The sequence below is a fragment of the Pelagibius sp. 7325 genome (assembly GCF_037652055.1).
Lineage (GTDB): Bacteria > Pseudomonadota > Alphaproteobacteria > Kiloniellales > Kiloniellaceae > Pelagibius.
In genome coordinates this window covers 100,711-126,120 of sequence record NZ_JBBKAH010000004.1, presented here as the reverse complement: position 1 = coordinate 126,120, position 25,410 = coordinate 100,711, and the positions used below count along the sequence as shown (strand labels likewise).

Sequence of the window (25,410 nt, the reverse complement as noted above, 5' to 3'; positions counted from 1 at the left end):
AAGCGGTCAGGCTGGCCGCAGCCCTGCGTGACCGCGATGCTCAACCCGGAGTAACTGCCATGAAGTTTTCCCTGCCTGCCGCCTTCATCCTGGCCTTAGCCCATTCTGCACCCCATACCGCCCTCGCCGGTTCGCTGCCGTCCGAACATTCCATTGGAACGATCGAACCGGTGTTCACCTTCACCGGCGCCATGCCGACGGGCGTCACAGTCTCGTCGGGCGGGCGTATCTTTGTGAACTTTCCGCGATGGGGCGATGACGTTCCTTTCACCGTCGCGGAGATCCGCGGCGGTGATGTCGTGACCTACCCCAATGCAGCGGCCAATGCCTTCGACCCCGCCCGCCCTGGCGAAACGCTCAGCAGCGTCCAGAGCGTCGTCGTGGATGCAACGGACCGGCTCTGGCTGCTCGATACCGGCGCGCCCGGGTTTGCTGCCCCGATCGCCGGTGCGGTAAAATTGGTCGCCGTTGATCTGAAGACGGACAGCATCGTCAGGACGATCGTTCTGCCGACGTCGGTCGTGCTCGACACGACCTACGTGAACGATGTGCGCTTCGATCTGCGCCAGGGCTCCGCCGGCGTGGCCTACATCACCGACTCTTCCGTTTCCGGCCCCGGCGGGATCATCGTGGTGGATCTCGCCAGCGGCACGGCCCGGCGCCGGCTGACGGGACATCCCTCGACTTCCCCCGACCCCACCTTCGTTCCCATCGTCGAAGGCGAACGCCTGGCACTGCGGACGCCGGGCAAGGCCCCGGCCCCCTTCAATGTGGCGTCCGATGGCATCGCCCTCTCGGCCGACGGCCGGACGCTCTATTACTCGCCCCTGTCGAGCCGTCACCTGTTCTCGGTCCCGACGGCGCTGCTGCTCGACCCGGCGGCGACCGACGCCGAAGTCGGCGGAGCCGTTGCGGATCTCGGCGAGAAAGGCGCTTCCGATGGCCTGGAAGCCGACGACCGCGGACGCGTGTACGCTAGCGATTATGAGCACAATGCGATCCATCGCCGGGACAGCGATGGCGCCTGGACCACCATCGTTCATGATCCCCGCGTCCTTTGGCCCGATACTTTGTCGGTTGCCGCCGACGGCTATCTGTACTTCACAGCCAATCAGCTTCACCGCCAGCCACAGTTCCAGGGGAACAAAGACTTGCGCGAGAAACCCTACGTGCTGTTCCGGGTCAGGGTCGATGGCGGGCCGGTTTCGCTGAAGTGACAGGATGGGGGCTGTGCCGGCGCGCCCGACGCAGCCCCGGTCCGCCGCCCAGACCAGATCTGGAAAGTCCGGGCAGCAGGACAACAGCGGCCAGCATGGCGAGCAGAAGCAGCGCCAACGAAAGCTCGACGACATGAACGCCGAGAGAGAAAAGTTCAAGCAGGAGGAGCAAGAGTATGGGAAGCAGTCTCCACTCCAGCGGCACCGTCATGGCTTCTCCGGTCGCAGCCTGGCGCTGGCCGAAGCCACTATCATTGCGACACCGGTCAGCGTGCACGTACCTCGTCATGACCGCCCCCTCCCCGTTCAAGATTTCTTCAAAAGGGCAGCGTTCATTCCGCCGCCAGCAGTTCCGGTCCGACGGCGCGCTCGCGGCGCCAAAGGTTCGGGCTCTTGCCTTCTGCCCGCCGGAAGTGGCGGCAGAAATGGGACTGGTCGGCAAATCCGCAGGCCGCGGCAATCTGGCTCAGCGGCTCATCGCTGGTGAGCATGGCACGCTTCGCGGCCTCAACACGCCGGGTCACGATGTAACCGTGCGGCGGCTCACCGAAACTCGCCTTGAAGGCGCGCGAAAAGTGGCTGACGCTCAGCCGGCAAACCTCGGCGAGTTCTTCAATGGCAATGGAATCGCCGAGGCGCTCCTCGACGTGAGCGCGGACCCGCTTCATCTGCCAGGGAGCAAGACCGCCCCTGACCAGAGCGGCATTGGCCGCGGCTGCGGGCGGCTTGCCGGCGTTCTCCACCGCCACAACCTCATCAAGCAGCGCGGCCGCCTTTTCGATGTAACGGCGGGCAGCATCCCGGTCGGCGCGCAGCATGCCGCGGGCGCTGACGAGAAGCCCCTCTACGGTGGCGGCGTGTTCGGCCACGAGGAACGCCGGGGTTCCCTTGTTCGTGTGAAGCTGGCTCGAATGATTAAGCATGTCTTGCCCCCTGGCTTGGGTTTGGGCTTCGCATCGGCCGCTAGGCTCATCTCAATGGCCACCAGCCGTACAAGCAGCTTCCATCAGGGCAAGAAACCGAACAATTCTACGGGGGTAAAAGCAGATACGACATTCGGAAGGCAGACTATACCAAGGTATTATAGAGGCACGAATTCACGGAAGAGCCGCGCTCCGGGATCGGCCAGCCTGGTCGCAGTTGCCTCTTCGCGCTTCGCCGCTGCCGGATTAGACTTGCACGGACCAGACACCAACCAGTCCCCCGCCGGTGCTTGACGAGCCACCCCCGATGCCATCCGCTCTCTCTCCAAAAGCCGGTCGCGAGGCCTCAGCCCCCTTGCCCGCCGATGTGCCAACTGGCAGGGGTCTGCCCGGCGTGCGCGCCCTGCTCGCGGGCGTCCTGGCGATCGCCATCTTCTTCTTCGACACCCTGAGCCCCGCGGGCATCGCCGTCGCGGTCCTCTACGTCGTCGTTATTCTTATGCTGATGGACTTGACCAGCAGGCAGGGCCTCGTCCTGGTTTCGGCCGGTTGCGGCGCTCTAACAGTTTTGAGTTACCTGGCCAGCCACAGTGAGGACTATTTCGATTCTTCGGCCCTCCGCTGCCTGGTCAGCCTCTCGGCAATTGGTATCACTACCTTTCTGGCTCTGCGCAATAAACGCGCCACGGAGGTGCTGGCGCGCAGTGAACGGCGGTACCGCAACATCTTCGAGTCTGCCGGCGTGGCGATCTGGGAGCATGACCTCAGCCAGGTGAAGCAGGCCCTCGATCGTCTGGCCGACCGCGGTGTGGTCGACATTCGCCGCTATCTCGAAAGAAACCCGCAGTTTGTCGAGAACTGCATCGCCATGGTCCAGATCGTTGACGCTAACGTCGGGGCCGTCCGGCTGCTGGATGCCGAGAGCAAGGACGAGGTAACTTCGTCCCTGAAGCCGTTCTTTCTTCCGGAGACGGTCCAATCCTTTCGCGAGTTGATCTCTGCAATGTTCGAAGGCAAACGGTCCTTCGAGTACGAGACCGTGATTCAAACCGTCAGCGGCGAAACGCGCTCCATCCTGATGAGCGCCACCTTCCCCAGCGACTCCGACATGTACGGCAGCGTCCTGGTGAGTGTTTTCGATATTACCGAGCGCAACCGCACCCAGTCCGCCTTACGGCAAGCGCAGACGGAGCTGACGCATGTTTCGCGCGTGGCCACGCTGGGCGAGCTGACCGCCTCCATCGCCCACGAGGTGAATCAGCCCCTGGCGGCCGTGGTGACGAACGGCGATGCCAGCCTGCGCTGGATCAGCAGAACTCCGCCCGATCTCGAAGAGGCTCGGGTTTGCATCCAGGAGATCATTTCCGAGGGACGCCGGGCTGGCGAGGTGATCAAGCGCCTGCGGGCGCTCGCCACCAAGTCGGAGCCGCAGTTCGCGCTGATGGATCCGGGCACCATCGTGCGGGAGGCCGCAGACCTGCTGCAGCGAGAAGCCCTCGACCACGGGGTTGAGATCCGCCTGGATATCGCACCGCAGCTCCCGAAGATCAGGGCTGATCGTATCCAGCTTCAGCAAGTCATTATCAACCTGGCGATCAACGGTATACAAGCAATGGAACGGACGCCCCCGGGGCGCCGGGAGTTGCTGCTTACCGCAAATGGTGTCGAAGATGCTTGGATCGGCCTTGCTGTCTGCGACCACGGAACGGGCATCGCGGAAGCCGCCATGGACCGCCTCTTCGACCCCTTTTATTCAACCAAGCTGGAAGGCATGGGCATGGGCCTGTCGATCTCCCGCACGATCGTAGAAACTTTGGGCGGCCGGATCCGGGCGGAAAATAACCCGCAGCGGGGAGCAACCATCCGGGTAACCCTGCCGATAGCAGAGGGGCAGTAGCGTGAGTATTAGCCAAAAAAACGGGCCGGCGACCGCCTCAGAGGCTCCCCTGGTCGTCGTCGTGGAAGACGAGGCCCCCGTGCGCAATGCCCTCAGCAGCCTGTTCCGCTCCGTCGGTTACCGGGTGACGGCCTATGCGGCGCCGCACGACCTTCTGGCCGAGGGGGTCCCCGAGGATGCGAACTGCCTGGTTCTCGACATCAGGCTGCCAATCACCAGCGGCCTGGATCTTCAAAAGCAGCTCAATGACGGCCAGATCAGCATTCCCATCGTCTTCATGACCGGTCATGGCGACATTCAGATGTCGGTCCAGGCAATGAAAGCCGGGGCCGTCGACTTCCTGGCCAAGCCTTTCCGGGAGCAGGAAATGCTGGACGCCGTCACCGCGGCTATTGAACGGGATCTGCAGCGCCGCGAAGCGGATGCCGGCCTCGCCGACCTGCGCCGACGGCTGCAGAGCCTGACCCCACGGGAGAGGGAGATCCTGGAACTCGCGACCGCCGGAATGATGAACAAACAGATCGCCGCCGAACTGAGCGTCAGCGAGGTGACCGTCAAGATTCATCGCGGCCGTGTGATGCAGAAGATGGAGGCGCGCTCGATCGCCGACCTGGTGCGCTACGCGGAGGCACTGGGCATCCGCCGGCAGGACGGGCACCAATAGCGGCACCTCCGAACGGCCATAGGCATATGGATGGCAGCTTGGCGGGCAACAATGGCGGAAACGTTCAAGGCACGCTGCCCTCTTTCGGGTTGATTGGTTGTTTGGACGGCCCAGATAGGACCGTCGTCCCGAGGACCGCAGATGCCCCCTCCCATTCTGTTTATCCAAGGTCCCTGGTTGCCCGGGGACTGCTGGGCTGGTTGGCGCGCCCGATATGTCAGCGCCGGCAAGACTTGCCTTGAGCCTCTGACGCTTGCCCCCGGGGACACAGCTGCGCCCTACCTCGGATCGCTGATCGACGCCTATGCCGCGCGGATCGCCGGGCTTGCGGAGGGGCCTGTCCTGATCGGGCATTCGTTCGGCGGCCTGATCGTCCAGTCGCTGCTTGACCGCGGGCTCGGCAAGGCGGGGATCAGCCTGGCCGGCTGGTCACCCAGGGCCCGCAAACGAATCCCCGGCACCGCTGCCCTCAGGGCCGCACTCCGCCTGCTGGTGTCCACTCCGGCGGATCTCCCGTTGCAGAACCTGCCCGGATTGCTGCCCGAGGCGTTGTTCTCGCGCCACACCGCGATCAGGCCCGCGAACGACCGGCGCCCGCCCCTTCTGCTGATCGCCGGATCACAGGACAGGGTGGTGACACCGGACATGGTTCAGCAGAACCATCAGCTGCAACTTCGCGGCCGTTCGGAAACGTCGTTCCGAAATTTCTCCGGTCGAGGCCATCTCTTGGTCACCGAACCGGGCTGGCCAGACATCGCAGACTATTGCCTCGCCTGGGCGGACACCCGGACCCTGGAGCCCTGACCGACAGCCTGACCGGCACCTCGGCGTGAGCGAAACGTTCAACGCCCGAAGCAGATCGTCAAGGCGGGCGGCAGCCGAAAGACTAAGTATCGGACTCCCCCAGGCCGAACCTGGCCTCACTCCCGGAAGGAGCCCCGTAAAATGACCGAAGGTCAGATGCATAGGCAGCAGCACGCGACCCCTGTTCATCCTGCGTCCCGCCGCCCGAATTCCACGGCAAGCGTCGCCTCCGAGCTGACGACGCTGCTGGCGGATTTCTTCGTCCTCTACATCAAGACAAAGAACTTCCACTGGCACGCTTCCGGCCCGCACTTTCGCGACTATCACCGCCTCTTCGACGAGCAGGCAACGCAGATATTCACCGCCACCGACGCCATTGCCGAGCGCGTCCGCAAGCTCGGCAGCACGACGCTGCGATCAGTGCGGCACATCGGCCTCATTCAGCGCCTGCGTGACAATGACACGGATGCTCTCCGTCCGCAGGATATGATCAAGGAACTGCGTGATGACAACCGCCTCCTCCGCGACTACATGAAGGAAACACACGCACGCTGCGACGAAATCGGCGATGTGGCCACCGCCAGCCTGTTGGAGAACTGGATCGACGAGGCGGAACAGCGCATCTGGTTTCTGGCCGAGGTCGGAGCTGAAGCCTGAGGGCGCCGACGTGGAGAAAGGAAAGCACATGACCCGAATGAGATCAGAAGGACCGCAAGCGCCGGCACAAAGGGCCATCGGCGGCACGACTGAGAGATCCGACGGAAAACGGCGTCACCAGGAGGCTCTGCTGGATGAAGCGCTCAGGGAGAGCTTCCCGGCAAGCGATGCCCCGGCCACCCAGGACTTCGGCTAAAGACACCGGCTTCCTACCGGGTGCGCAGAAGCGAAGAAGGCAGGGATGACTATGCTCCCTGCCTTTTTGCATGCCTGCCCGCTCTATCCGATAGCGGCGGCTCTCGCCGCGGAGATCCGGCCGTCGATGGCTTTGCCAACGGCTGGCCGGATGCTCCGCCAGGCCCTCACGACTGAATGAATGCCAGAAGGTCGGGGTTGATCACATCCGCATGGATGGCGAAGGCCCCGTGAGGATAGCCCTTGTAGACCTTCAGCGTGGCGTTCCTCATCAGCTTGGCGGACAGCAGCGCGGAGTCCGCGATCGGCACGACCTGATCGTCATCGCCGTGCATCACCAGGGCCGGGACGTCGATGGCCTGCAGGTCCGCGGTGAAGTCGGTCTCGGAGAAGGCCTTGATGCAGTCGTAGTGTGCCTTGGCACCGCCCATCATGCCCTGACGCCACCAGTTACGGATGACGCCCTCATCGACCTTCGCACCCGGGCGGTTGTAGCCGTAGAAAGGCCCGCTGGCGACGTCCAGGTAGAACTGCGCGCGGTTGGCGGCCAGCGCCTTGCGGAATCCATCGAAGACCTCCATCGGCAGCCCGCCGGGATTGGCGGCGGTCTTCAGCATGATTGGCGGTACCGCGCTGATCAGAACCACCTTGGCGACCCGACCCTTGCCCGGCCCGGCGGCATAGTGCACCACCTCGCCGCCACCCGTCGAATGGCCGATATGCACGGCATCGCGCAGGTCCAGGTGCTCGGCGAGCGCGGCGACGTCCGCCGCGTAGGTATCCATCTCGTTGCCGGTGGCCGTCTGGGTGGAGCGCCCGTGTCCGCGGCGGTCGTGGGCGATCACGCGATAGCCCTTGTCCAGGAAGTAGAGCATCTGGGCATCCCAGTCGTCGCTGCTGAGAGGCCAGCCGTGATGGAAGACGATCGGCTGACCCTTGCCCCAATCCTTGTAGAAAATCTGCGCCCCGTCCTTGGCGGTGACAAATCCGCTGCCTTGCGCCTTTAGAGACGCCGCCGCGCTTTTGGTCTGGGCGGACGCCGGGATGCTGCTGGAAGCCAGAGCCGTGGCGGCGGCGGCGCCGGCGGTACCGGCCAGGATGGAACGGCGGGAGGGCATCGAGCCGAAGACCGACTGTAAATCGTTCATGACATTTAAACTCCTTGCACAGGGATTCAGGAAAAGCAGGGCCGACGCTCGACTTCGAGCCCCTGCGGCCGTGATCCTAGCCAGCCGTTCCCAGAGACGATTGAACGCCCCTCCTGCTTTTGGAATGGCTGTGGGAATGCCATGACGAAGCTCAGCGATGACAGGAGGATTTGTTCAATCGGTGCGCAGTTCGATCAAGCTGCTGCCCGACGTCATCCCTAGCCTGGAGGCCGTATTGCACAAACCGGCAGATCAGAGAGGTTCTCATGTCATACCGGATCACCGTCAACAGCCTTCCCAAAGAGGTCGATGTTGACTCGGATACGCCGCTGCTTTGGGTTTTGCGTGACGTCCTGGGAATGACCGGCACCAAGTTCGGGTGTGGCGAGGGTCTCTGCGGCGCCTGTACCGTCCATCTGGATGGTGTCGCGGTCCGCTCCTGCATCACGCCGATCGATAGCGTTGGCGACTCCCCCGTGACCACCATAGAGGCCGTCGGCCAAAGCTCGAGCGGAAGCGCGATCCAGAAGGCTTGGCTCGAGGCGGAAGTCGTGCAGTGCGGCTATTGCCAGTCAGGCCAGATCATGAGCGCCGCTGCCCTGATGGCGCAGAACCCGGATCCCGCCGATTCCGACATAGATGACGCCATGTCGGGCAACATCTGTCGCTGCGGCACTTACGTCCGCATCCGTGCCGCCATCAAACAGGCCGCTGCTGCTCAGAAGGAGGGCTGACCCTATGGACGTCATCAACCTCATCACTACCGCTGAGAAGGTGCCGACAGCGCCTGCCGGGCTCTCCCGCCGCAGCTTTCTTACCGCTTCAGCCGCAGCGGGCGGCGGCCTGCTGCTCGGCCTGCATCTGCCCACCCGGGCAGCGGCAGCCGGCACCGTTGCCTCTGACTTCCAGCCCAACGCATTTCTGCGGATCGACCGCGCCGGCGCCGTCACCTTCATCATGCCCTACGTGGAAATGGGCCAAGGCACCTACACCTCCATACCCATGCTGATCGCCGAAGAGCTCGAAGTCCGGCTCGACCAGGTGCGGCTGGAGCACGCGCCGCCGGATGAGAAACTCTATGAAAATCCCCTTCTTGGGCTCCAGGTGACGGGTGGTTCGACATCGATCCGCGCTGCCTGGACTCCCATGCGCCAGGCTGGTGCCACCGCGCGCACCATGCTGATCGCCGCTGCCGCCGCGGCGTGGCGGGTGCCGGCTGCCGAGTGCCGGGCGGCGGAGGGATACGTCACCCATACCAGCAGCGGGCGGCGCTTTGCCTACGGCGCGCTCGCGGACAGCGCAGCACGCCTGCCGGTTCCCGAGCAGGTGCCATTGAAGGACCCCAAGGACTTTACGCTGATCGGCACCTCTGCCAGGCGACTCGACACGCCCGCAAAGGTCAACGGCTCCGCCGTATTCGGCATCGACGTACAGCGCCCCCACATGAAGGTTGCAGCCCTGGCTACCTGCCCGGTGATCGGCGGCCGCCTGGCGGACGTCGACGATGCGCCCGCGCTCGCCGTCAAGGGCGTGCGCCAGGTGGTTCGCCTCGACAACGCCGTCGCCGTTATCGCGGACCACACAGGTGCCGCCAGAAAAGGCCTCGCCGCCCTGAAGATCGAGTGGCAGGAAGGCGCCAATGCCGGATTCTCCACCGACGAAATGATTGAAGAGATGGACAAGGCTTCCCGGCAGCCGGGCGTCATCAGCAAGGAAGCAACCCATGGCGATCTCGACGCAGCGCTGGCATCAGCGGCGACCAGGATCGAGGCGGTTTACCAGCTCCCGCTTCTGGCTCACGCGACGATGGAGCCAATGAACTGCACGGTCGATGTCCGGCCCGATGGCTGCGACGTCTGGACAGGCACTCAAGTGGCCGGCCGGGCCCGCGCGGTTGCCGCGGAGATCTGCGGGCTGCCGGCGGACAAAGTCGTGCTGCACAACCATCTTCTGGGCGGCGGCTTCGGCCGCCGGCTGGAGGTCGACGGCGTCGCCCAGGCGGTCCGCATCGCTAAACAAGTGAACGGTCCGGTGAAGGTCATCTGGAGCCGCGAAGAAGACATTCAGCACGATATCTATCGGCCGTACTACTACGACCGTGTCCACGCCGGTCTCGATGCCGATGGAAAGCCCCTCGCATGGCATCACAAGGTCACCGGTTCCTCCATCCTTGCTCGCTGGGCCCCGCCGGTCTTTCAGAACGGCCTCGATCCCGATGCCGTCGAAGCGGCAGCCGGCCCCTATGGCTTTCCGGCGTCGAAAGTCGAGTACGTCCGCCACGAGCCGCCTACCGGTCTCACCACAGGGTTCTGGCGGGGCGTCGGCGTTACTCACAACGCCTTCGTTGTGGAAGGGTTCATGGATGAACTCGCCGCCGCGGCGAAGCGCGACCCCGTCACCTACCGTCGCGATCTCCTGCGGGATGCCCCCCGCGCCCGTGCGGTCCTGGATCTCGCCGCCGAAAAGGCGGGTTGGCCGGGAACGGCCGGACCGCGCAGTGGGCTCGGCGTGGCCGTTCTCTTCGGATTCGGCACCTACCTCGCGCAGATCGCGGAAGTGGCGGTCGATGATGATGGCGGTGTGACGGTCAAACGCGTCGTCTGCGCGGTCGACTGTGGCATGACGGTAAATCCCGACACGGTTCGCGCCCAGATCGAAGGCGGCATCGTGTTCGGGTTGACTGCCGCCCTCTATGGCAACATCACCTTCAGAAATGGCAGGGTCGAACAGGCAAACTTCGACAGCTATCAGGCTCTTCGCATCGACGAGACGCCACAGATCGACGTGCACAGGATCGAAAGCAGCGAGGCCCCCGGCGGCATCGGCGAACCGAGCACGGCCTGTATCGGACCCGCGGTGGTCAACGCCGTATTTGCTGCGACGGGAAAGCGGCTACGGACCCTGCCGATCGATTCCGCTTCACTCAAAACCGCCTGATCTGCTCTGCTCCAGGCGATCGGCGATGAGTGAAATCGTCCAAACACGGATGAAGCGCAAAAGACCGGATCACCCATCGCAGGCATGCTTTGGCCATTCAGACGGCGCGGCAGGATAGAGCTCCCGAACCCGCGACACTCAATCTCCGTCGCCGGCCTGATCACTGCCTGGCGTCGATGCCCTCCCCCCAAGGCTCGACGGACGCCTCCCTGACAGGCAGTGACCTAGAGGCAGCCCGGATTGCTCACATCCGGGCTGCCTCCCTTTCCCAGGATCAATCCAGGAGACCGATCATGCCCGATACTTTGCCGCCGACCGAAAACAAGACAGCCCAGCATACCCCGCGGCCCTTGGCGGGCCGCGCCGCCATCGTGACAGGGTCGACGAGCGGCATCGGCCTCGCTATCGCCCGCGGACTGGCCGCCGGCGGGGCGGGGTTGCTGCTCAACGGTTTTGGCGACGCCAGCGAGATCGAGACGCTGCGCGCGGGGATCTCCGACGAGCACGAGGTCGACGTCCTCTACTCTGCCGCAGACATGACCCGGCCGGAAGAAATCGCCGGCATGATCGAAGCCGCCGAGGCTCACTTCGGAAAGGTCGATATTCTGGTCAACAACGCGGGCATCCAGCACGTCGCGCCGCTGGAAGACTTTCCTGCTGAAAAGTGGGACGCCATTCTGGCCATCGACCTGAGCTCGGCTTTCCACACCACCCGCGGCGTCCTGGCCGGCATGAAGAAGCGGCGTTGGGGCCGGATCGTCAACATTGCCTCCGCGCACGGCCTGGTGGGGTCTCCCTTCAAGTCCGCCTATGTGGCGGCAAAGCACGGCATCGTCGGACTGACCAAGGTGACGGCCCTGGAGGCGGCCGAGTTTGAAGTCACCTGTAACGCCATCTGCCCGGGATACGTCTGGACCCCACTGGTTGAAAAGCAGATTGGCGAGCAGGCAGTAGCCCACAGCATCTCCCGCGAGAAGGTCGTCCAGGACGTGATCCTGGCACCGCAGCCGAACAAGCGCTTCGTCACCGTCGAGGAAATCAGCGCGCTGGTCGCCTATCTGTGTTCCCCGCCGGCCCAGTCGATTACCGGTGCCGCCCTCGCCATCGACGGCGGCTGGACGGCCCATTGAGCGGTCCGGCGAGCCGGCTCCTGCCATTCCCTCCACTCCCATTCCATGGAAGTATCATGACCAACAAATCCGGGTCCGCGAGGCCCTCCTCCCCCGCCTCACCCTACAGCGACCCCATCAATGGGGTTCTGCCGAAAACCGACGTCGCGTTGGATCTGACCCGCGCTGCGCTCGTCGTCACCGATCCCCAGATCGACTTCATGAGCGTCCAGGGCGCCGCCTGGGGCGCTTTCGGCGAGAGCCTGACAGAACACGACACCGTCTCAAACCTTGGCCGGCTGTTCGCCGCAGCCAAGGCAGTCGGCATCCCCGTGGTCATCTCGCCTCACTACTACTACCCGCACGATCACACCTGGGATTTCGCCGCACCGGGCGAAGCCCTGATGCATAAAATCCATATGTTCGATCGCCGCGGCCCACTTTCCTTGGAAGGCTTTGCCGGGTCCGGCGCGGACTGGATGCCCGAGTACAAGCAGTTTATCGAGGACAGCAAGACCATTGTCTGTTCGCCGCATAAGATTGCCGGCCCACAGACCAACGATACCCTGTTCCAGCTCCGCAAGCACCGGGTCGACCAGGTAATCCTGGCCGGCATGGCTGCCAATTTCTGCGTCGAGTCCCACCTGAGGGACTTCGTCGAACACGGCTTCGAGGTCGCGGTGGTGCGCGATGCCACCGCTGCCAGCAAGGTGCCGGAGGGCGACGGCTATCTCGCCGCCCTGACGAACTTCCGCTGGCTGGCCAATGCGCTCTGGACCACAGACACGGCTATCGAGCGCCTCAATGCGGCCTTCGCCGCCGCGGAGCCGGAAAAACGGCTGGTCGCCGCCATCTGACCCGGCGGATCATCCCGCTTCCGGCCCACCCCAAGGAAGTGCAGGAGCCCTATGTTATCGGAATCGAGCATCAGCACGGCGGACGGAAGTCCGGGCATCCCCCGGGCAGGGCTGGCAGCGAAGCTGCCGGTCATTCCGGCCGCCGCCTTTGGAATGGTTCTCGGACTGGCCGGTCTGGCCAACGCCTGGCGCGCCGCCCATGACGCCTATCAGCTGCCCGCTGCGGTTGGCGAGGCGATCATGGCGGCGGCCGCAGCCGTCTGGGCCATTCTGCTCTGCCTCTACGCATTCAAGTGGTGGCTGACACCGCGGCTAGCCATCGCGGAACTCCACCATCCGGTGCAGTGCTGCTTTGTCGGTCTGATCGGCGTGGCCACCATGCTGGTGGCCATCGGCGCGCTGCCGTACGACCGGACGGTCGGGGTGGCGCTCTTCGCCGCCGGCAGCCTCTTCACCGCTGGCTTTGCCATCTGGCGCACCGGCTTGCTGTGGCAGGGCGGACGCCAGGACAGCGATACGACGGCCGTGCTGTATTTGCCGACGGTCGCCGGCTTCTTTGTAACGGGCACCACCGCTGCCGCGCTCGGTCGCCCCGACTGGGGCCAGCTGGCCTTCGGCGCCGGGCTGTTCTCGTGGTTCGCCATCGAGTCGATCCTGGTCCACAGGCTCTTCACCGCCCCCAGCCTGTTGCCGGCGCTGCGCCCCACCCTGGGGATCCAGATGGCCCCGCCGGTTGTCGGTGCCGTCTGCTATGTCAGCGTCACCAGTGGACCGCCCGACATCTTCATTCATGCCCTTATAGGCTACGGCCTGCTCCAGTCACTCTTTCTGCTGCGTCTGCTTCCCTGGATCTTCCGGCAACCTTTTGCCGCGTCCTACTGGGCCTTCACCTTTGGCGCTACCTCGCTTGCCGCCGCCCCGCTGCGCATGGTCGCCCGCGGTGCGGAAGGCCCTCTGGCTGCATTAGCACCGATCCTGCTCGCCGCCGCGACCGCCCTCGTCGCCGCCATCGCGCTCGGTAGCCTGTGGCTCCTGCTGAGAGGCCGCCTCTTTCCCCGTCCGACGACGGCAAGCCCAAAGTAAAAGCTACCTGCATTCATTGACTAAAGCGGCACCGCCCAGGCGGTGCCGCTTTGTTTGCCATTGTCTGCGTCGCAACGGCTCAAGCGCGATCATCCGTGTTTTCCTGCGCGTCCTTCTGCGCCTCGTCCTGCAGATGATAGAGCGTGTCGTCGTAGCCACTCCGGTCGCTGAAAAACACCAGCGCCATCAGCCCGATCGCCAGCGCCACGCTGACGACCACGCCCAGCATTACCGCCACCACACCGTGGCCGGAGATGCCGAGCCCGTGAAAGCCGTTACCGGCCCACAGCGCCAGCAAGGCCACGGCAATCAGAAAACCGCAGGTCCCACAGTAGGCCATCAGCCAGCGGCGATAGGGGTAAACCCGGTTCCATACGTCGTTAAGGCCCGATTGCGGATCTTCTTCGAATGCTTCCATGTTTCTATCCTCGTTTCATGCCTTGGGCCGGTGCTCAACCACCCCAAGAGCAGTTATCATGCACGTCGATTTCTGTGTCGCTGGCGTCAATGCCCGCTGGTAGGTTTACCCGCGCCTCGGGTGTCTCGAACAAACAGCAGACAGACGGCAGCGAGGATCAGAACCACACCGATCACAGCGAAGGTGTCGCCGAACCCCATGAGCAGGGCCTGCCTCCTGACGATCCGGCCCAGCTCGATCACCGCTTTGTGGTGTGCCGCCACGAGATCGGTCTCACCCAGCGATAGGAAGTGCGCCGTTAAGGCAGAAAGTCGATCGCGGACTTCGTCTCGGAAAAGGGTGATCGACTGTCCGATGATGTTGGAGTGATACTGTTCGCGCTTTGTCAGGATAGTCGCCAGCAGGGCTGTCCCGACGGCGCCACCCAGGTTGCGCAGCATGTTCGAAAGCCCAGACGCAGTTCCGGTATCGTTGGACGCAATCCCTGCCATCGTGATGGCCGTGATCGGTGTCAGTACCATCGCCTGCCCGACGGCCCGGACGATGTTCGGAAAGAGCAGCTGATCCGCCGCCGTGTCCGGGCTCAATGTCATATTCATGAAGCAACTGCCCGCGAAAATGCACGTCCCGACGATACCGACTTGCTTTGGTCCGAAGCGCTTCATCAGCAGAGGAACCAGGGGGATCAAAATCAGCTGCGGCAAGCCGGTCCAGGCCAGGACCTCGCCGATCTGCTCCGCGTTATAGCGCTGCACCTGGCCCAGGTACTGCGGCAAGACGTAAACACTGCCGTAAAGGGCAAAACCGACGAATACATTGGCCAAAACGCCCGTCGCGAAATTCCGTTGCCTGAACAGCTGCAGATTCACTAAGGGCTTATCGACTGTCAGTTCTATGACGATGAACGCGCTGAGCGCGATCGTGGCAATGATCGCGAGGCGGAGGATCAGCGGAGATGCGAACCAGTCGTCCTTGTTACCCTCTTCCAGAACGGTCTGTAGTGCGGCAAGTCCAACCGCCATGGTCGCAATGCCGGCCCAGTCGCCGTCTTTGAGGAGTGCCAGCCGCGGCGGGGTACGCTCCAGCGTCATCGCGAGCGCGACGAACATGATGATGCTCGGCGGTGCATTCACAAAGAAGATCACCTGCCAGCCGTATGACTCCGTCAGGTACCCGCCGATGGTCGGGCCGATCGCGGGCGCCAGCGTAGCGGACAGAGCAAACAGGGCCAGGCCGAACGGCTGCTGGGGCTTTGGCAACCTGGTCAGGGTCATCGTCAACGCCATTGGGATCAGGACGCCACCTGCGAAGCCCTGCAGGCCGCGCATGGCAATCATGCTGCTGAGATCATGCGTAAAGGCGCAGCCGATGGAGAAGACAGGAAACAGCGCCACGTTGAAGAGCAGGTAGCGGCGGAACGAGAAGACCTGGCTCAGGTAGTTGGTCAGGGGAATGACGACGATCTCGCCGATCAGGTAGGACGTGGATATCCAGGCGCCGTTGTCGACGCCGGTACCGATCCCGCCTTCGATGTCCAGTAGTGAGGCGTTGGTGATCTGGATGTTCAAAATGGCGATGAAGGCGCCGATCATGCCCGCCAGAACGGAGATCCAGGCGGCCAGGTCGGCCCTGTCATTGTCGGCCCTGGAGACATGCTGGCCCGCCGCCGGCGCTCGTCCGTCATTGCCCAAGGCTACTACTCCCCGGGGCGGGTCAAGGCCGGCAGCGATGCCTGCGCCGGCCCCGCGGCTTCCGCAAGGGTGTCGATGGTCGGCGTGACCGACATACCCGGGCGCAGCGCCAGGCCAGTTCCTTCATCCTCCACCAGCAAGATCTTCACGGGAATGCGCTGCACGATCTTGGTGAAGTTGCCGGTGGCATTGTCAGGAGGCAGCAGAGCGAACTCCTGTCCGCTGGCGGGTGCGATGCTGTCCACCCGGCCGTGGAAGACCTGGCCGGGGAACATGTCGACAGCGATCGCCACCGGCTGACCAGGCCGCACGTCGGTCAACTGGGTCTCCTTGTAGTTCGCCACGATGTAGGCCTTCTGTACCGGCACCAGCGCCATCAGCTGCGTGCCGGGCACAACATACTGGCCGACGCGCAGGGTGCGGTTACCGATCACACCATCGCCCGGTGCAACGATGGCGGTGTACGAGAGGTTGAGGTCTGCCTGATCCTGTGCCGCCTGAGCCGCCGCGCGAGCAGCCTGCGCCTCCGCCAGCTCAGCCCGCAAGACCTCCAACTGCTTTATAGCACTGGCCAGCACCGCCTTGTCCCTGGCGAGAGCGGCATGAGATGAGGCAAGATCCGCAGCAGTCTGCTGCGCTCGCTGGACACTGCCGAACTGCTTATCCGCCAGTGCCGCGTAGCGCTCGCTCTGCTGCGCGGCGAAGGCCTGGGTGGCCTCATCCGCCGCAACGGTCGCCTTCGCCGCCTCGATTTCCGCCTGCTGCGCCTCGAGAGCCGCCTGCTTATTAGCGATGGCGGCTTGCGCCTGGGCGACATTCGACCTGGCGAGATCGAGCGCGGTTCTATAGTCGCGATCATCGATGCGGGCCAGCACCTGCCCCGCCGTCACCGGCTCGTTGTCGGTCACCAGCACGCTACTGATGTAGCCGGAAATCTTCGGCGCGATCGTCGTGCTGTCGGCCTTCACGTAGGCATCGTCGGTCGACACCTGGAATCGGCCGACCGTCCAGTACTGCCGGCCGACGTGGCCGGCGGCGCCAAGGACGATAAATGCGAGAACGGCGACAACAATCCGGCGTACCAGGCGGCCCGCCGGGCGCCGTTCGATAGCAGGCTCGGCCGCATTGGGCACATGACTCGGTGCCTCGGTCTCGGAAGGCGATCCTTCGCGGCCTTGAGGCTGAGGTCTCGACCCGGTGCCCAAGGGAACCGGCGGCGGCTGCAGGCGGGCGATGTTGCCTTCCCCCAAGTCACCCGAACAGCCCGGGTTCTCCTGTTCCGTCATCTTTGCGCTGGCATCCATGGGGCACCTTCGACAAGCTTGCTGCGGCAGGGCGGACGATCACGCGCCTTCCCTCCCTGGCCAACTTGGGCAGCCGGGACGAGGGAAAATAGAACACCTATGTCGGGATAGGGACGCCAGCACTGCAGCGAGATAAGGCTCGCCGGAAACTGGTTACCCGGCAGGCTGCAAGGCCCTGCTCCGAGCCACTTTCCCGCAAGGGAACGCAAGTTCCACTTGTCGCCCGTTTTGCGGCAGGAAGCGGCACCGCTGTCTTGATCTGCTAGCCTGCCTCATGGGGCTCTCGCCGGCCTTACCTCGCTTCAGAAGCCCGGGAGAAGGTCTGCATTACGAACGTTCCTGTTTAGCGAAATGGCTGCGCATGAAGGCAACATAATCGTCGTCGCTCAAGGTCCGTCTGGCTCTCACGAAGCCCCGCGCATCGTCGCCGATGAGGTAACGCAGCCGCTCGGTGCCATCGGTGGTGGCATCGAAAATAACCCCCGCCACCTCCTCCGCGCTGATCGTCCGGGCCGCCGTCATCTTCGCGAAGGCCTGCTCGACCTCAGATACGAAGTCACCATAGTCCTCGAATGCCGCGCCTCTCGCGGCTGCCGCCGCCTGGCGCTCGGAAAAGGCTGTCTCCGTGACTCCGCCATGCGGAATGACCAGCTTTGTCCGGATGTTCTGGGACAACAGCTCGTAGGAAAGAGCCTCGGTGAAACCCTCCAGAGCGAACTTGCTGGCGCAGTAGAGGGAAATCATCGGCAGAGTGAATAGGCCGGCACCGGAACTCACATTGGTGACGACGCCGCTGCGCTGCCGGCGGAAGTGTGGCAGGACCGCCCGCAGGACGTTCATCACGCCAAAGACATTGACGTCGAATTGCGCCTTCGCCTGGCTGTCGCTGATGGCTTCAAACAGTCCGAACTGGCCATAGCCCGCGTTGTTCACTACGGCATCCAGGCTGCCGAAGCGCGCGATGCCCGCCTCGACCGCTGCCTGGATGCTGCCGTTATCCTGGACGTCGAGGCGCGCGATCAGCACCGATGGTAGGTCACCAAGCTCTGATGCTGCCGACGGGTCGCGCATGGTCGCGACGACATTCCATCCTTCGGTGGCGAAGTACATCGCCGCCGCCCTTCCGATGCCCGAAGAACATCCTGTAATCAAAACTGTCTGGTTCAATTTGCGTCCTCTCTCATCGTCGAAAGGTCAACCGCGGCTACTTTTGGATGAATGCAAGGAGACTCGGATTGACGGTCTCCGCATGAGTGGTACACATGCCATGCGGATAACCCTCGAAGATCTTCAGGGTGCCATTCCTCAGGAGCTTCACGGACAACAGCGCTGAGTCGGCTATCGGAACGATCTGGTCGTCGTCGCCGTGGATGACCAGCGTCGGCACCTCGATGGACTTGAGATCCTCGGTAAAATCGGTCTCCGAGAACGCCTTGATGCTGTCGTAGTGCGCCTTGGCGCCGCCCATCATGCCCTGACGCCACCAGTTGCGGATGACGCCTTCCGAGACCTCGGCGCCTTCCCGGTTGAAGCCGTAGAACGGCCCGCTGGGGATATCGAGGTAGAACTGCGCGCGGTTGGCTGCGAGCGCTTTGCGGAAGCCGTCGAAGACCTCGATCGGCAGGCCGCCCGGATTGGCGGCAGTCTTCACCATGATCGGCGGCACGGCACCGATGATGACCAGCTTCGCAACGCGGCCCTTGCCGTGGCGGGCCACGTAACGTGTCGCCTCGCCGCCCCCGGTGGAGTGGCCGATGTGAACGGCGTCGCGCAGGTCCAGGTGTTCGGTCAGCGCCGCCACGTCGGCGGCATAGTGGTCCATATCGTTGCCGGCGGCGGTCTGGGTCGAGCGGCCATGGCCGCGGCGGTCAAGGGCGATGACCCGGTAGCCCTTTTCCAGGAAATAGAGCATCTGCGCGTCCCAGTCATCGGCGCTGAGCGGCCAGCCGTGGTGGAACACGATGGGTTGGCCGGAACCCCAGTCTTTGTAGAAGATCTCAACGCCGTCTTTGGTCGTGACAAAGCCGCTGCCCTCGGCCTTCAGGGAGGCCGCCGCGCCGGTCGCCGCGGATGCGGCAAGCGGTACGGCCGCGGCCAGCGGCAGGGCGGCGGCCGCCCCGGAGGCGGCGACCAGCAGGGCGCGTCGGCTTGCCTCCAGCATGGTCGGGTGATTGGTGGTGTGCATCTTTCGTATCCTCTGTGTTCTGGTGTGGGACGATTAGGCCGGCGGCCGTCTGAAACGAGAGATCGCTCAGCCCTTTGCCTGGAGCCGCCGCACGGCCTCCTCGGTCGTCCACAGCGCGTTGGCGATGTAACGATAGTTGGTCACTGCGGCGAGATACCCGTCACCCTCGGGAAGCTTAGGCCCGGCGACGGCGTCACGGACCACCGCCACTTCGAACCCCTGCTCCAGAAAGTCGCGCAGGTGAGACTCGACGCAGAGGTTTGCGATCATGCCGGCCAGGATGATCTGATCCACCCGCTGCTTTCTCAGCTGCAGACCGATGTCATTCACGCGCGGGCTGTAGAGCTTGTGCGGCGAACAGATGATGGTTTTGCCGTCTTCGATGTAGGGCTTCAGTTCCGGCATGAAATCCGCCCCAGACCCGCGGAAGCCATCGAGAGTGAGCGGACCGGGCCGATCGAAAACGCCGATGTCGTGCTGGAAGATCTCGGCCGGACCGCCGAACTTCCAGGTGTGGTCGTAGGGATAGTAGTAGTGAGGCGAGATCGCGACGGTGATCCCCGCCTCCTTGGACGCCTTGAACAGGCGTCCCAAGTTACCGACCGTGTTCTGCTCGGTAACGCTCTCGCCCAGCACCGGCCAGGCCGCGCCCTGCGGGCTGAGAAAATCGATCTGCGGATCAATGACCACCAGGGCGGTTCTCGGCAGATCGAGTTCCATGCCCGGATCGGGCAGCGCCGGCTTCTCCGGATCCGCGTAGTCGCTCATCGCGGCTTGGGCGCCTCCAGCAGCCATGGCCGCGACCGGGGCCGCCGCAGCAATCGCCACGGCACCTGTCAGAAACCGGCGTCTGTCCGGCGATGGATGGTCGTCACACATCTTTTCACTCCTTTGATCGTGTCAGCGGATCTTGCGTAGGCTGACTGTTGCGGGAAGACTCATGTTCAAGAGGCGGCCCATCATGCAGGCGACGCATCGCCGCCGAGCCAGTCCTGGAAGCGGATTGAACCGATGATCGGATCCGCGCCGGGCAGCAGAGAGCGGTCATCCAGGACAGCTCCGTAGTAGCGCGCCCGGACGTCGGCAATGACCCGGCGGCCGTCCCCCCTCGCTTCCAGATAAAGCTGCGCGAACACGTCGAGCGGCTGACGCTCCGGGCCGGCAATTTCTCGAGTGCCATAGAGAGGCGGCTCGGTTACCAGCCTTGCCAGAACCGCAGCCACGTCGGCAGACGCCACCGGCTGGATGAGAGCGGGGGAGACATGGATCGTCGCCCCCCGGTCACCGGCCTCGACAAAGGCGGCAATGCACTCGAACAGGGGGGTTGCCCGAAGAATCGTGTAGGGAAGCCCCGACGCCCTAAGACGACTTTCCTGTCCAGTACGCGCCGCCAAGTTCGGACTGTCAGGAAAGCGGTCGACGCCGACGATGGACAGAGACAGGTGGTGGCCCACCCCCGCGTTCCGTTCGGCGGCCAGCAGGTTGGCGCCAAGAGGGGCAAAGAAAGCCAGGGTGGCTTCGTCCGCAAAAGCCGGCGGTACAATCGGTGGTGTATCGGAGATATCGATAACTACATCTTTGCATGCAAAGCGGGGACTGATTTCGCTCTTGGCGGTACCGCCGATGGAAGCCGGCGAAGCGGCTTCCACACTGTGGCCGCCATTGCCGAGAAGCTCCGCCAGATGGGGACCGATCGGCCCGACCCCTTCGATAATCAGAATATTCAAGAGATGCTCTCCAGCCCGCGAAAACGCTCTCGCCGTCTTCTTGGCTAACCTTGCTGAATGCGTGCTTCGAAAGCTTTGCGGGGAGCTTGAATTTCTATTGTTTTCACACTCAATCTTTGTCCAAAGTGCGTGCCTTGCGAGGGTCTTCCGGGCGGTGAGACCTCCGGCGAGCCGGGCGGCGCAGGCCGTCGATTGCGGAGCTGTCACGTGCGATATCTCTTCGAAGACTTCACCCTCGACCTGGACCGCCGGGAGCTGGTTCGGGGTGACGCGGCCATAGCGATCACCCCCCTTGCCTTCGACCTGCTCACTTACCTGGTGCAAAACCGCAGTCACGTCGTCAGCAAGGACCTCCTGCTCGATGCCGTCTGGGATGGCCGCATCGTTTCAGAGGCCACGCTCAGCAGTCACATCAACGCCGTCCGACGCGCGGTCGGCGACAGCGGTGGAGAACAACGCCTGGTTCGCACAGTCGCCCGAAAGGGGTTTCGCTTTGTGGGCTCGGTCATGGAAGAACAGGCCGACAGGCAAGCCACAGCCCCCGCCCGCCATGCGGCGGTGGTCAACCCGCTTCCCTTGCCGCTGCCGGACAAACCCTCGATTGCCGTTCTTCCCTTTCTGAATCTCAGCGGCGACCCTCAGCAGGACTATTTTGCCGACGGCATTGTCGAGGACATCATCGGAGCGCTCGCACGGATGCGGTGGCTTTTCGTCACCGCGCGCAACTCCAGCTTTGCCTACAAGGACCGAACCGTCGACGTGAAGCAGGTCGGCAGGGAACTTGGCGTCCGCTACGTATTGGAAGGCAGCCTGCGCAAGTCAGCAGACCGTATTCGCATCACGGGCCAGCTGATCGATGCGCATTCGGGCGCGCACATCTGGGCGGAACGCTTCGAAGGTGTCCTCGGCGACATTTTCGAACTGCAGGACCAGGTCACCACTGGGGTGGTGGGCGCCATTACACCCCGCCTGGAGCGCGCGGAAATTGAGCGGGCCCTGCACAAGCCGACGGAAAGCCTGGACGCCTACGACTACTACCTGCGCGGCATGGCCGATATCCACCAGGGAACGCGCGATGGGGTGACCAGGGCGCAGCCCCTTTTCCGCAAGGCTATCGATGCGGATCCGAACTTCGCTTCCGCCCATGCCATGGCGGCATGGTGTCATTTCTGGCGCAAGTTCAACGGCTGGATGGAAAATCGGCCCCACGAGATTGAAGAGGGCGTTCAACTGGCCCGCCGCGCCATCGAACTCGGTCCGGATGATGCCGTCGCGCTGGCCAGGGGCGGCCATGCCCTGGCTCACTTCATCGGGGACATAGACGGCGGCATAGAGTTGGTGGACCGCGCTCTCGTTCTGAACCCCAATTTTGCCGTCGGATGGTTCCTCAGCGGATTCCTCAGGATCTGGAAGGATGAGCCCGACGATGCCATTGAGCGGTTTCAGCGCGCCATGCGTCTCAGCCCCCTGGATTCGGAGATGTTCCGCATGCAGGCGGGCACCGCAATGGCCCATCTGCTGGCCGGGCGGCCCGACGACGCCATCCTCTGGGCCGAAAGGGCCTCTGCGGCCCTGCCCAGCTTTCTGATCGCCGCGAGTATCATCGCCGCGGGCCACGCGCTTGCCGGACGACTGCCGCAAGCACGCCAGGAAATGGATCGGCTTCGCAAACTCGATCCCACGCTGCGCATTTCAAATCTGACCGGCTGGATCCCGCTCTATCATCCGCCGTCCTTCACGCTCTTTGCCGACGGTCTGCGTCGTGCGGGCCTGCCGGAGTAGGTCAAGCCCGCACGGCGGTTGGTACCCCCACCTTCGCATCTGCTCTCGGTCGCAGCAGCATCGGGCCGAACCGGACCAGGAACAGGAAAAAGGCGGCGATCCACAACAGCGCCGAAGCCGAGAGAAAAGCCGTGTAGTATCCGGGGACGACCTCCGCCACGAGGCGCAGCACGGCGCAGAGATGGGCGGAAATATAGATGGCGGCCACCAGACCATCGGCGTGCAGCCGCCGCCCGGTGTGCCCCAGGGTCGCCCGGGTCTGGATCGCCAGGATCATTCCGAGGATGGCTCCGGCCGCCAGGGCATGCACGGGCGCGACCGCCGACACACCGCCCGGAAACAGGATGGATCCTGCGACAAGGGCAAGGCCGGCCGGAACCCAGAGATACGCCAGATGCAGGCTCCAGACCAGGGGCTCAGCCAAGCTTCGCAAACCGCCCCACCGCGACAGGCGCACGGCCTGCAGCAGCGCGGCAAGGCCCGCCGCGCCAGCCGTTACATTCTGCGCCGGCAGCACGGTCCACAGCAGCAGAGCGGCTGCCGTAGCCGCCAGCGCTGCCCGGTCAACCCAGCCGAGCGCCGGCGGGCGCGGCAGTTTCCTTGCCTCCAGCCAGTTTCCGGTGAAGGCGGGGATCACGCGTCCCCCGATAAGGGAGATCAGCAGGACCAGGACAGAAAGACCGGACCGCTCACCGGCGGCGATACATTCGGGAAGATCATGAAGAATCCCCCACTGCACCAAGCCGTCCGCCGCCAAAAACAGAGTGAGGAGCGTCACCAGAATCATACCCCGCCAGAACCGGGCCGCCGTCACTTCATGAGCGGCGAAAACCACGACTGCGAGGGGGAATGCCAGATCCACCGCGGCGGCAAGCCAGAGACCGGCCGGCTCAGACAGGTTCATGGCCAGGCGCCCCGACAGCCACAGAACCGCCAGGATGCAAAGCGGCCATCCTTGCAACTTCGGCCGACCCGTCCAGTTCGGCATGGCCGTCAGCGCAAAGCCCGCAACGGACGCCAGGGCGAAGCCGAAAAGCATCTCGTGGGCATGCCAGGCAAGAGCATCCGTAGCGATCGGCAGACGCCACCAGCCGGCCAAGGCCCCCATCCACGTCGTCAAGGCGACGACGGCATAGAGGCTGCCTCCCAGGAAGAACGGACGCAGTCCTTCGCTGAAGAAAGCCCCGTCGGCCGCGCCCCGGACGGTGCGAGTCACTTGGCGCATAGGGGATCAGCCGATCTGCGCCCTGCCTTGAAGGCTTGCCCGAACGGCGAGGTGCGCTTTGCCGCATCTTCGGCAATTTCTTCGATGGCAAGGGGATCGACTACAGTGACCCTTTGCCGGCCCAGTTCCACCAGCCCCCTCTGCTGCCAGCCGGAGAGGATGCGCGAGGCCGTGTAAAGCGTGGTGCCGGCCATCTCCGCGACGTCCTGCCGGGAAACCGGAAAATCCACGTCGATCCCCTCCGGATGGTTGCGGCCCGCCTTCGAGATCAAGCGCACAATGTTGTGCGCGATCCGCCGTTCGACACGCTCGGTCTGCAATTCGCAGAGCCGCATCTGGGTCTCCGTCAGGCGTCCTGTCAGATAGCGCACGGCGTTCAGAGCAATGACAGGGTGATCCGCGACCAGCTTTGCCATGTCCTGGCGGCGCCAGCGAAGCGACCAGGAATCCACGACCGCCGTGGCTGTGGCAGGATAGCTGTCGTCCGAGCAGACAGCGACGCAGCCAAAGACCTCGTTCGGCCCCACGTAGTTCAGCAGGACCTCCTGCCCCGCTGCGGTCCCTTGGATTACTTTGATGCGGCCGACGGCGAGGACGTACAACGCGTCGGCCGGCCCGCCCTGTTCGAACACCTGACGCCCGGCGTCCGCCCGCGTCCACTCGGCGGACCGCAGCGCCTCGGCCCGCACGGCGTGGTCTATGCCGGAAAACAAGCAGACGGCATCCAACTGCGTCGGATCAATGTTCTTTGTCGGAAACATCATGCACACCTCGCCTCAGAACAGGACGACCTAGCGGCCCTGTACAACGGCACCGGCTTCGGCCTTGGGACCTGGATCATCCGGCTCGCCGCCTGGCTCCGCAGAAAAGTACTTCTCGAACTTTCCCGCTTCATCCCGATAGGCATCCGCGTCCGCCGGCGGCTGCCCTTTCAGCGTGATGTTCGGCCAGACCTCGGCAAAGCGTTTGTTCAGATCCAGCCAGGGCTCCGCCTGCAGGTCCGCGTCGGGCAGGATTGCCTTAGCGGGACATTCCGGCTCGCACACGCCGCAGTCGATGCATTCGTCGGGATGAATCACCAGCATGTTTGCGCCTTCGTAGAAGCTGTCTACCGGGCAGACCTCGACGCAATCCATGTACTTGCACTTGATGCACAGGTCCGTGACGACGTAGGTCATGACGCCTCCGATCTGGGCAGCCGGACGGCGCCCGCCTGCCCTGCATGGGGCTGGAAGAACATGCCGAGCTGAAGGCTTTCCGCAATCCGCTCCGCTCGGTCGATGAACAGCTGCGCGATATGTCTCGGACATTCAGCGCGCGCCGTCTCGCGGAATAGGGTCAGCCATTGCTCAAAATGGTCGGGCCGGACGTCTTTCAGCCGCAGGTGCGCGACCATGGGCTTTCCCTTGTAGCGCCCGGTCATCAGCATCACCGATGACCAGAAGTCGCACATCTTGGCGAGATGGTGATCCCAACCGTCTTGTATTTCCGTGTCGAAGATCGGGCCGAGGGTGGGATCGGCGCGCACCCTTGCGTAGAAGGTTAAGACCACCCGGCGCACCATGGCCTCGTCCACGTCCTCGTGGA

At 63.9% G+C, this 25,410-nt stretch carries 24 protein-coding genes; 11 read left to right on the top strand and 13 right to left on the bottom strand.

Going from position 1 to position 25,410, the window contains the following annotated elements:
- The first annotated feature begins 59 nt into the window (after positions 1 to 59).
- Entirely contained in the window at positions 60 to 1,217 is a 1,158-nt protein-coding gene (locus tag WDC82_RS13560; RefSeq protein WP_340117873.1) for an L-dopachrome tautomerase-related protein, read from the top strand.
- Between the two features lie 332 nt (positions 1,218 to 1,549).
- On the opposite strand, the gene WDC82_RS13555 is transcribed toward WDC82_RS13560, so the two are convergent.
- Positions 1,550 to 2,086 (bottom strand): AraC family transcriptional regulator, encoded by a 537-nt coding sequence (locus tag WDC82_RS13555; RefSeq protein WP_340117872.1) that lies wholly within the window; start codon positions 2,084 to 2,086, stop codon positions 1,550 to 1,552.
- A 448-nt stretch (positions 2,087 to 2,534) separates the two neighbouring features.
- Between WDC82_RS13555 and WDC82_RS13550 the strand changes: the two genes are divergently transcribed.
- The 4 genes from WDC82_RS13550 to WDC82_RS13535 all read left to right on the top strand — a co-directional run bounded on the left by WDC82_RS13550 (position 2,535) and on the right by WDC82_RS13535 (position 6,162).
- On the top strand, positions 2,535 to 4,037 hold the full coding sequence (locus WDC82_RS13550) for an ATP-binding protein (RefSeq protein WP_340117871.1): 1,503 nt from the start codon (positions 2,535 to 2,537) through the stop codon (positions 4,035 to 4,037).
- A 1-nt stretch (position 4,038) separates the two neighbouring features.
- Positions 4,039 to 4,701: a response regulator gene (locus tag WDC82_RS13545; RefSeq protein WP_340117870.1), complete on the top strand. Its 663-nt coding sequence runs from the start codon at positions 4,039 to 4,041 to the stop codon at positions 4,699 to 4,701.
- Positions 4,702 to 4,842: 141 nt separating this feature from the next.
- The gene (locus WDC82_RS13540; RefSeq protein WP_340117869.1) at positions 4,843 to 5,505 is read left to right on the top strand and encodes an alpha/beta hydrolase; all 663 of its coding nucleotides are present in this window, start codon (positions 4,843 to 4,845) and stop codon (positions 5,503 to 5,505) included.
- 141 nt (positions 5,506 to 5,646) lie between these two features.
- Positions 5,647 to 6,162, top strand: coding sequence for a DNA starvation/stationary phase protection protein (locus WDC82_RS13535; RefSeq protein ID WP_340117868.1), 516 nt, complete (start codon positions 5,647 to 5,649; stop codon positions 6,160 to 6,162).
- A gap of 362 nt (positions 6,163 to 6,524) precedes the next feature.
- On the opposite strand, the gene WDC82_RS13530 is transcribed toward WDC82_RS13535, so the two are convergent.
- Positions 6,525 to 7,505, bottom strand: coding sequence for an alpha/beta hydrolase (locus WDC82_RS13530; protein WP_340117867.1), 981 nt, complete (start codon positions 7,503 to 7,505; stop codon positions 6,525 to 6,527).
- A 266-nt stretch (positions 7,506 to 7,771) separates the two neighbouring features.
- Here WDC82_RS13530 and WDC82_RS13525 point away from each other — a divergent pair, with 266 nt between their 5' ends.
- The 5 genes from WDC82_RS13525 (at position 7,772) to tehA (ending at position 13,491) form a co-directional block, all read left to right on the top strand.
- Positions 7,772 to 8,239: a (2Fe-2S)-binding protein gene (locus WDC82_RS13525; protein WP_340117866.1), complete on the top strand. Its 468-nt coding sequence runs from the start codon at positions 7,772 to 7,774 to the stop codon at positions 8,237 to 8,239.
- Positions 8,240 to 8,243: 4 nt separating this feature from the next.
- Positions 8,244 to 10,442 (top strand): xanthine dehydrogenase family protein molybdopterin-binding subunit, encoded by a 2,199-nt coding sequence (locus tag WDC82_RS13520; RefSeq protein WP_340117865.1) that lies wholly within the window; start codon positions 8,244 to 8,246, stop codon positions 10,440 to 10,442.
- Positions 10,443 to 10,735: 293 nt separating this feature from the next.
- Positions 10,736 to 11,572 (top strand): 3-hydroxybutyrate dehydrogenase, encoded by an 837-nt coding sequence (locus WDC82_RS13515; RefSeq protein ID WP_340117864.1) that lies wholly within the window; start codon positions 10,736 to 10,738, stop codon positions 11,570 to 11,572.
- A 56-nt stretch (positions 11,573 to 11,628) separates the two neighbouring features.
- Positions 11,629 to 12,408, top strand: coding sequence for a cysteine hydrolase (locus WDC82_RS13510; protein WP_340117863.1), 780 nt, complete (start codon positions 11,629 to 11,631; stop codon positions 12,406 to 12,408).
- A 51-nt stretch (positions 12,409 to 12,459) separates the two neighbouring features.
- Positions 12,460 to 13,491 (top strand): dicarboxylate transporter/tellurite-resistance protein TehA, encoded by a 1,032-nt coding sequence (gene tehA / locus WDC82_RS13505; protein WP_340117862.1) that lies wholly within the window; start codon positions 12,460 to 12,462, stop codon positions 13,489 to 13,491.
- A gap of 79 nt (positions 13,492 to 13,570) precedes the next feature.
- On the opposite strand, the gene WDC82_RS13500 is transcribed toward tehA, so the two are convergent.
- The 7 genes from WDC82_RS13500 to WDC82_RS13470 all read right to left on the bottom strand — a co-directional run bounded on the left by WDC82_RS13500 (position 13,571) and on the right by WDC82_RS13470 (position 20,816).
- Positions 13,571 to 13,909: a hypothetical protein gene (locus WDC82_RS13500; protein WP_340117861.1), complete on the bottom strand. Its 339-nt coding sequence runs from the start codon at positions 13,907 to 13,909 to the stop codon at positions 13,571 to 13,573.
- Between the two features lie 86 nt (positions 13,910 to 13,995).
- Entirely contained in the window at positions 13,996 to 15,600 is a 1,605-nt protein-coding gene (locus tag WDC82_RS13495) for an MDR family MFS transporter (RefSeq protein WP_340117860.1), read from the bottom strand.
- Between the two features lie 5 nt (positions 15,601 to 15,605).
- Positions 15,606 to 16,904: an HlyD family secretion protein gene (locus tag WDC82_RS13490; RefSeq protein ID WP_340117859.1), complete on the bottom strand. Its 1,299-nt coding sequence runs from the start codon at positions 16,902 to 16,904 to the stop codon at positions 15,606 to 15,608.
- A gap of 327 nt (positions 16,905 to 17,231) precedes the next feature.
- Positions 17,232 to 18,056 carry an SDR family oxidoreductase gene (locus tag WDC82_RS13485; RefSeq protein ID WP_340118147.1) on the bottom strand — a complete coding sequence of 275 codons (825 nt, stop codon included), beginning with the start codon at positions 18,054 to 18,056 and terminating at the stop codon, positions 17,232 to 17,234.
- 52 nt (positions 18,057 to 18,108) lie between these two features.
- Positions 18,109 to 19,089: an alpha/beta hydrolase gene (locus WDC82_RS13480; RefSeq protein ID WP_340117858.1), complete on the bottom strand. Its 981-nt coding sequence runs from the start codon at positions 19,087 to 19,089 to the stop codon at positions 18,109 to 18,111.
- 66 nt (positions 19,090 to 19,155) lie between these two features.
- Complete coding sequence (locus WDC82_RS13475; protein WP_340117857.1) at positions 19,156 to 19,857, bottom strand: cysteine hydrolase; 702 nt, start codon at positions 19,855 to 19,857, stop codon at positions 19,156 to 19,158.
- Positions 19,858 to 20,048: 191 nt separating this feature from the next.
- Complete coding sequence (locus WDC82_RS13470) at positions 20,049 to 20,816, bottom strand: NmrA family transcriptional regulator (RefSeq protein ID WP_340117856.1); 768 nt, start codon at positions 20,814 to 20,816, stop codon at positions 20,049 to 20,051.
- 207 nt (positions 20,817 to 21,023) lie between these two features.
- On the opposite strand from WDC82_RS13470, the gene WDC82_RS13465 reads away from it, so the two are divergent.
- Positions 21,024 to 22,598, top strand: a complete 1,575-nt coding sequence (locus tag WDC82_RS13465) for a winged helix-turn-helix domain-containing protein (RefSeq protein ID WP_340117855.1) — start codon at positions 21,024 to 21,026, stop codon at positions 22,596 to 22,598.
- Between the two features lies 1 nt (position 22,599).
- Here WDC82_RS13465 and WDC82_RS13460 read toward each other — a convergent pair whose 3' ends face one another.
- The 4 genes from WDC82_RS13460 to WDC82_RS13445 are packed head-to-tail and all read right to left on the bottom strand — an operon-like array spanning position 22,600 to position 25,399.
- Positions 22,600 to 23,823, bottom strand: coding sequence for an NnrS family protein (locus WDC82_RS13460; RefSeq protein WP_340117854.1), 1,224 nt, complete (start codon positions 23,821 to 23,823; stop codon positions 22,600 to 22,602).
- Entirely contained in the window at positions 23,811 to 24,587 is a 777-nt protein-coding gene (locus WDC82_RS13455; RefSeq protein WP_340117853.1) for a Crp/Fnr family transcriptional regulator, read from the bottom strand. The genes WDC82_RS13460 and WDC82_RS13455 overlap by 13 nt, the downstream gene beginning before the upstream one ends.
- A 27-nt stretch (positions 24,588 to 24,614) precedes the next feature.
- Entirely contained in the window at positions 24,615 to 25,001 is a 387-nt protein-coding gene (gene fdxA / locus WDC82_RS13450) for a ferredoxin FdxA (protein WP_340117852.1), read from the bottom strand.
- Positions 24,998 to 25,399: a group III truncated hemoglobin gene (locus WDC82_RS13445; RefSeq protein ID WP_340117851.1), complete on the bottom strand. Its 402-nt coding sequence runs from the start codon at positions 25,397 to 25,399 to the stop codon at positions 24,998 to 25,000. Before WDC82_RS13445 ends, fdxA begins: the two co-directional genes overlap by 4 nt.
- Positions 25,400 to 25,410 lie beyond the last annotated feature (11 nt).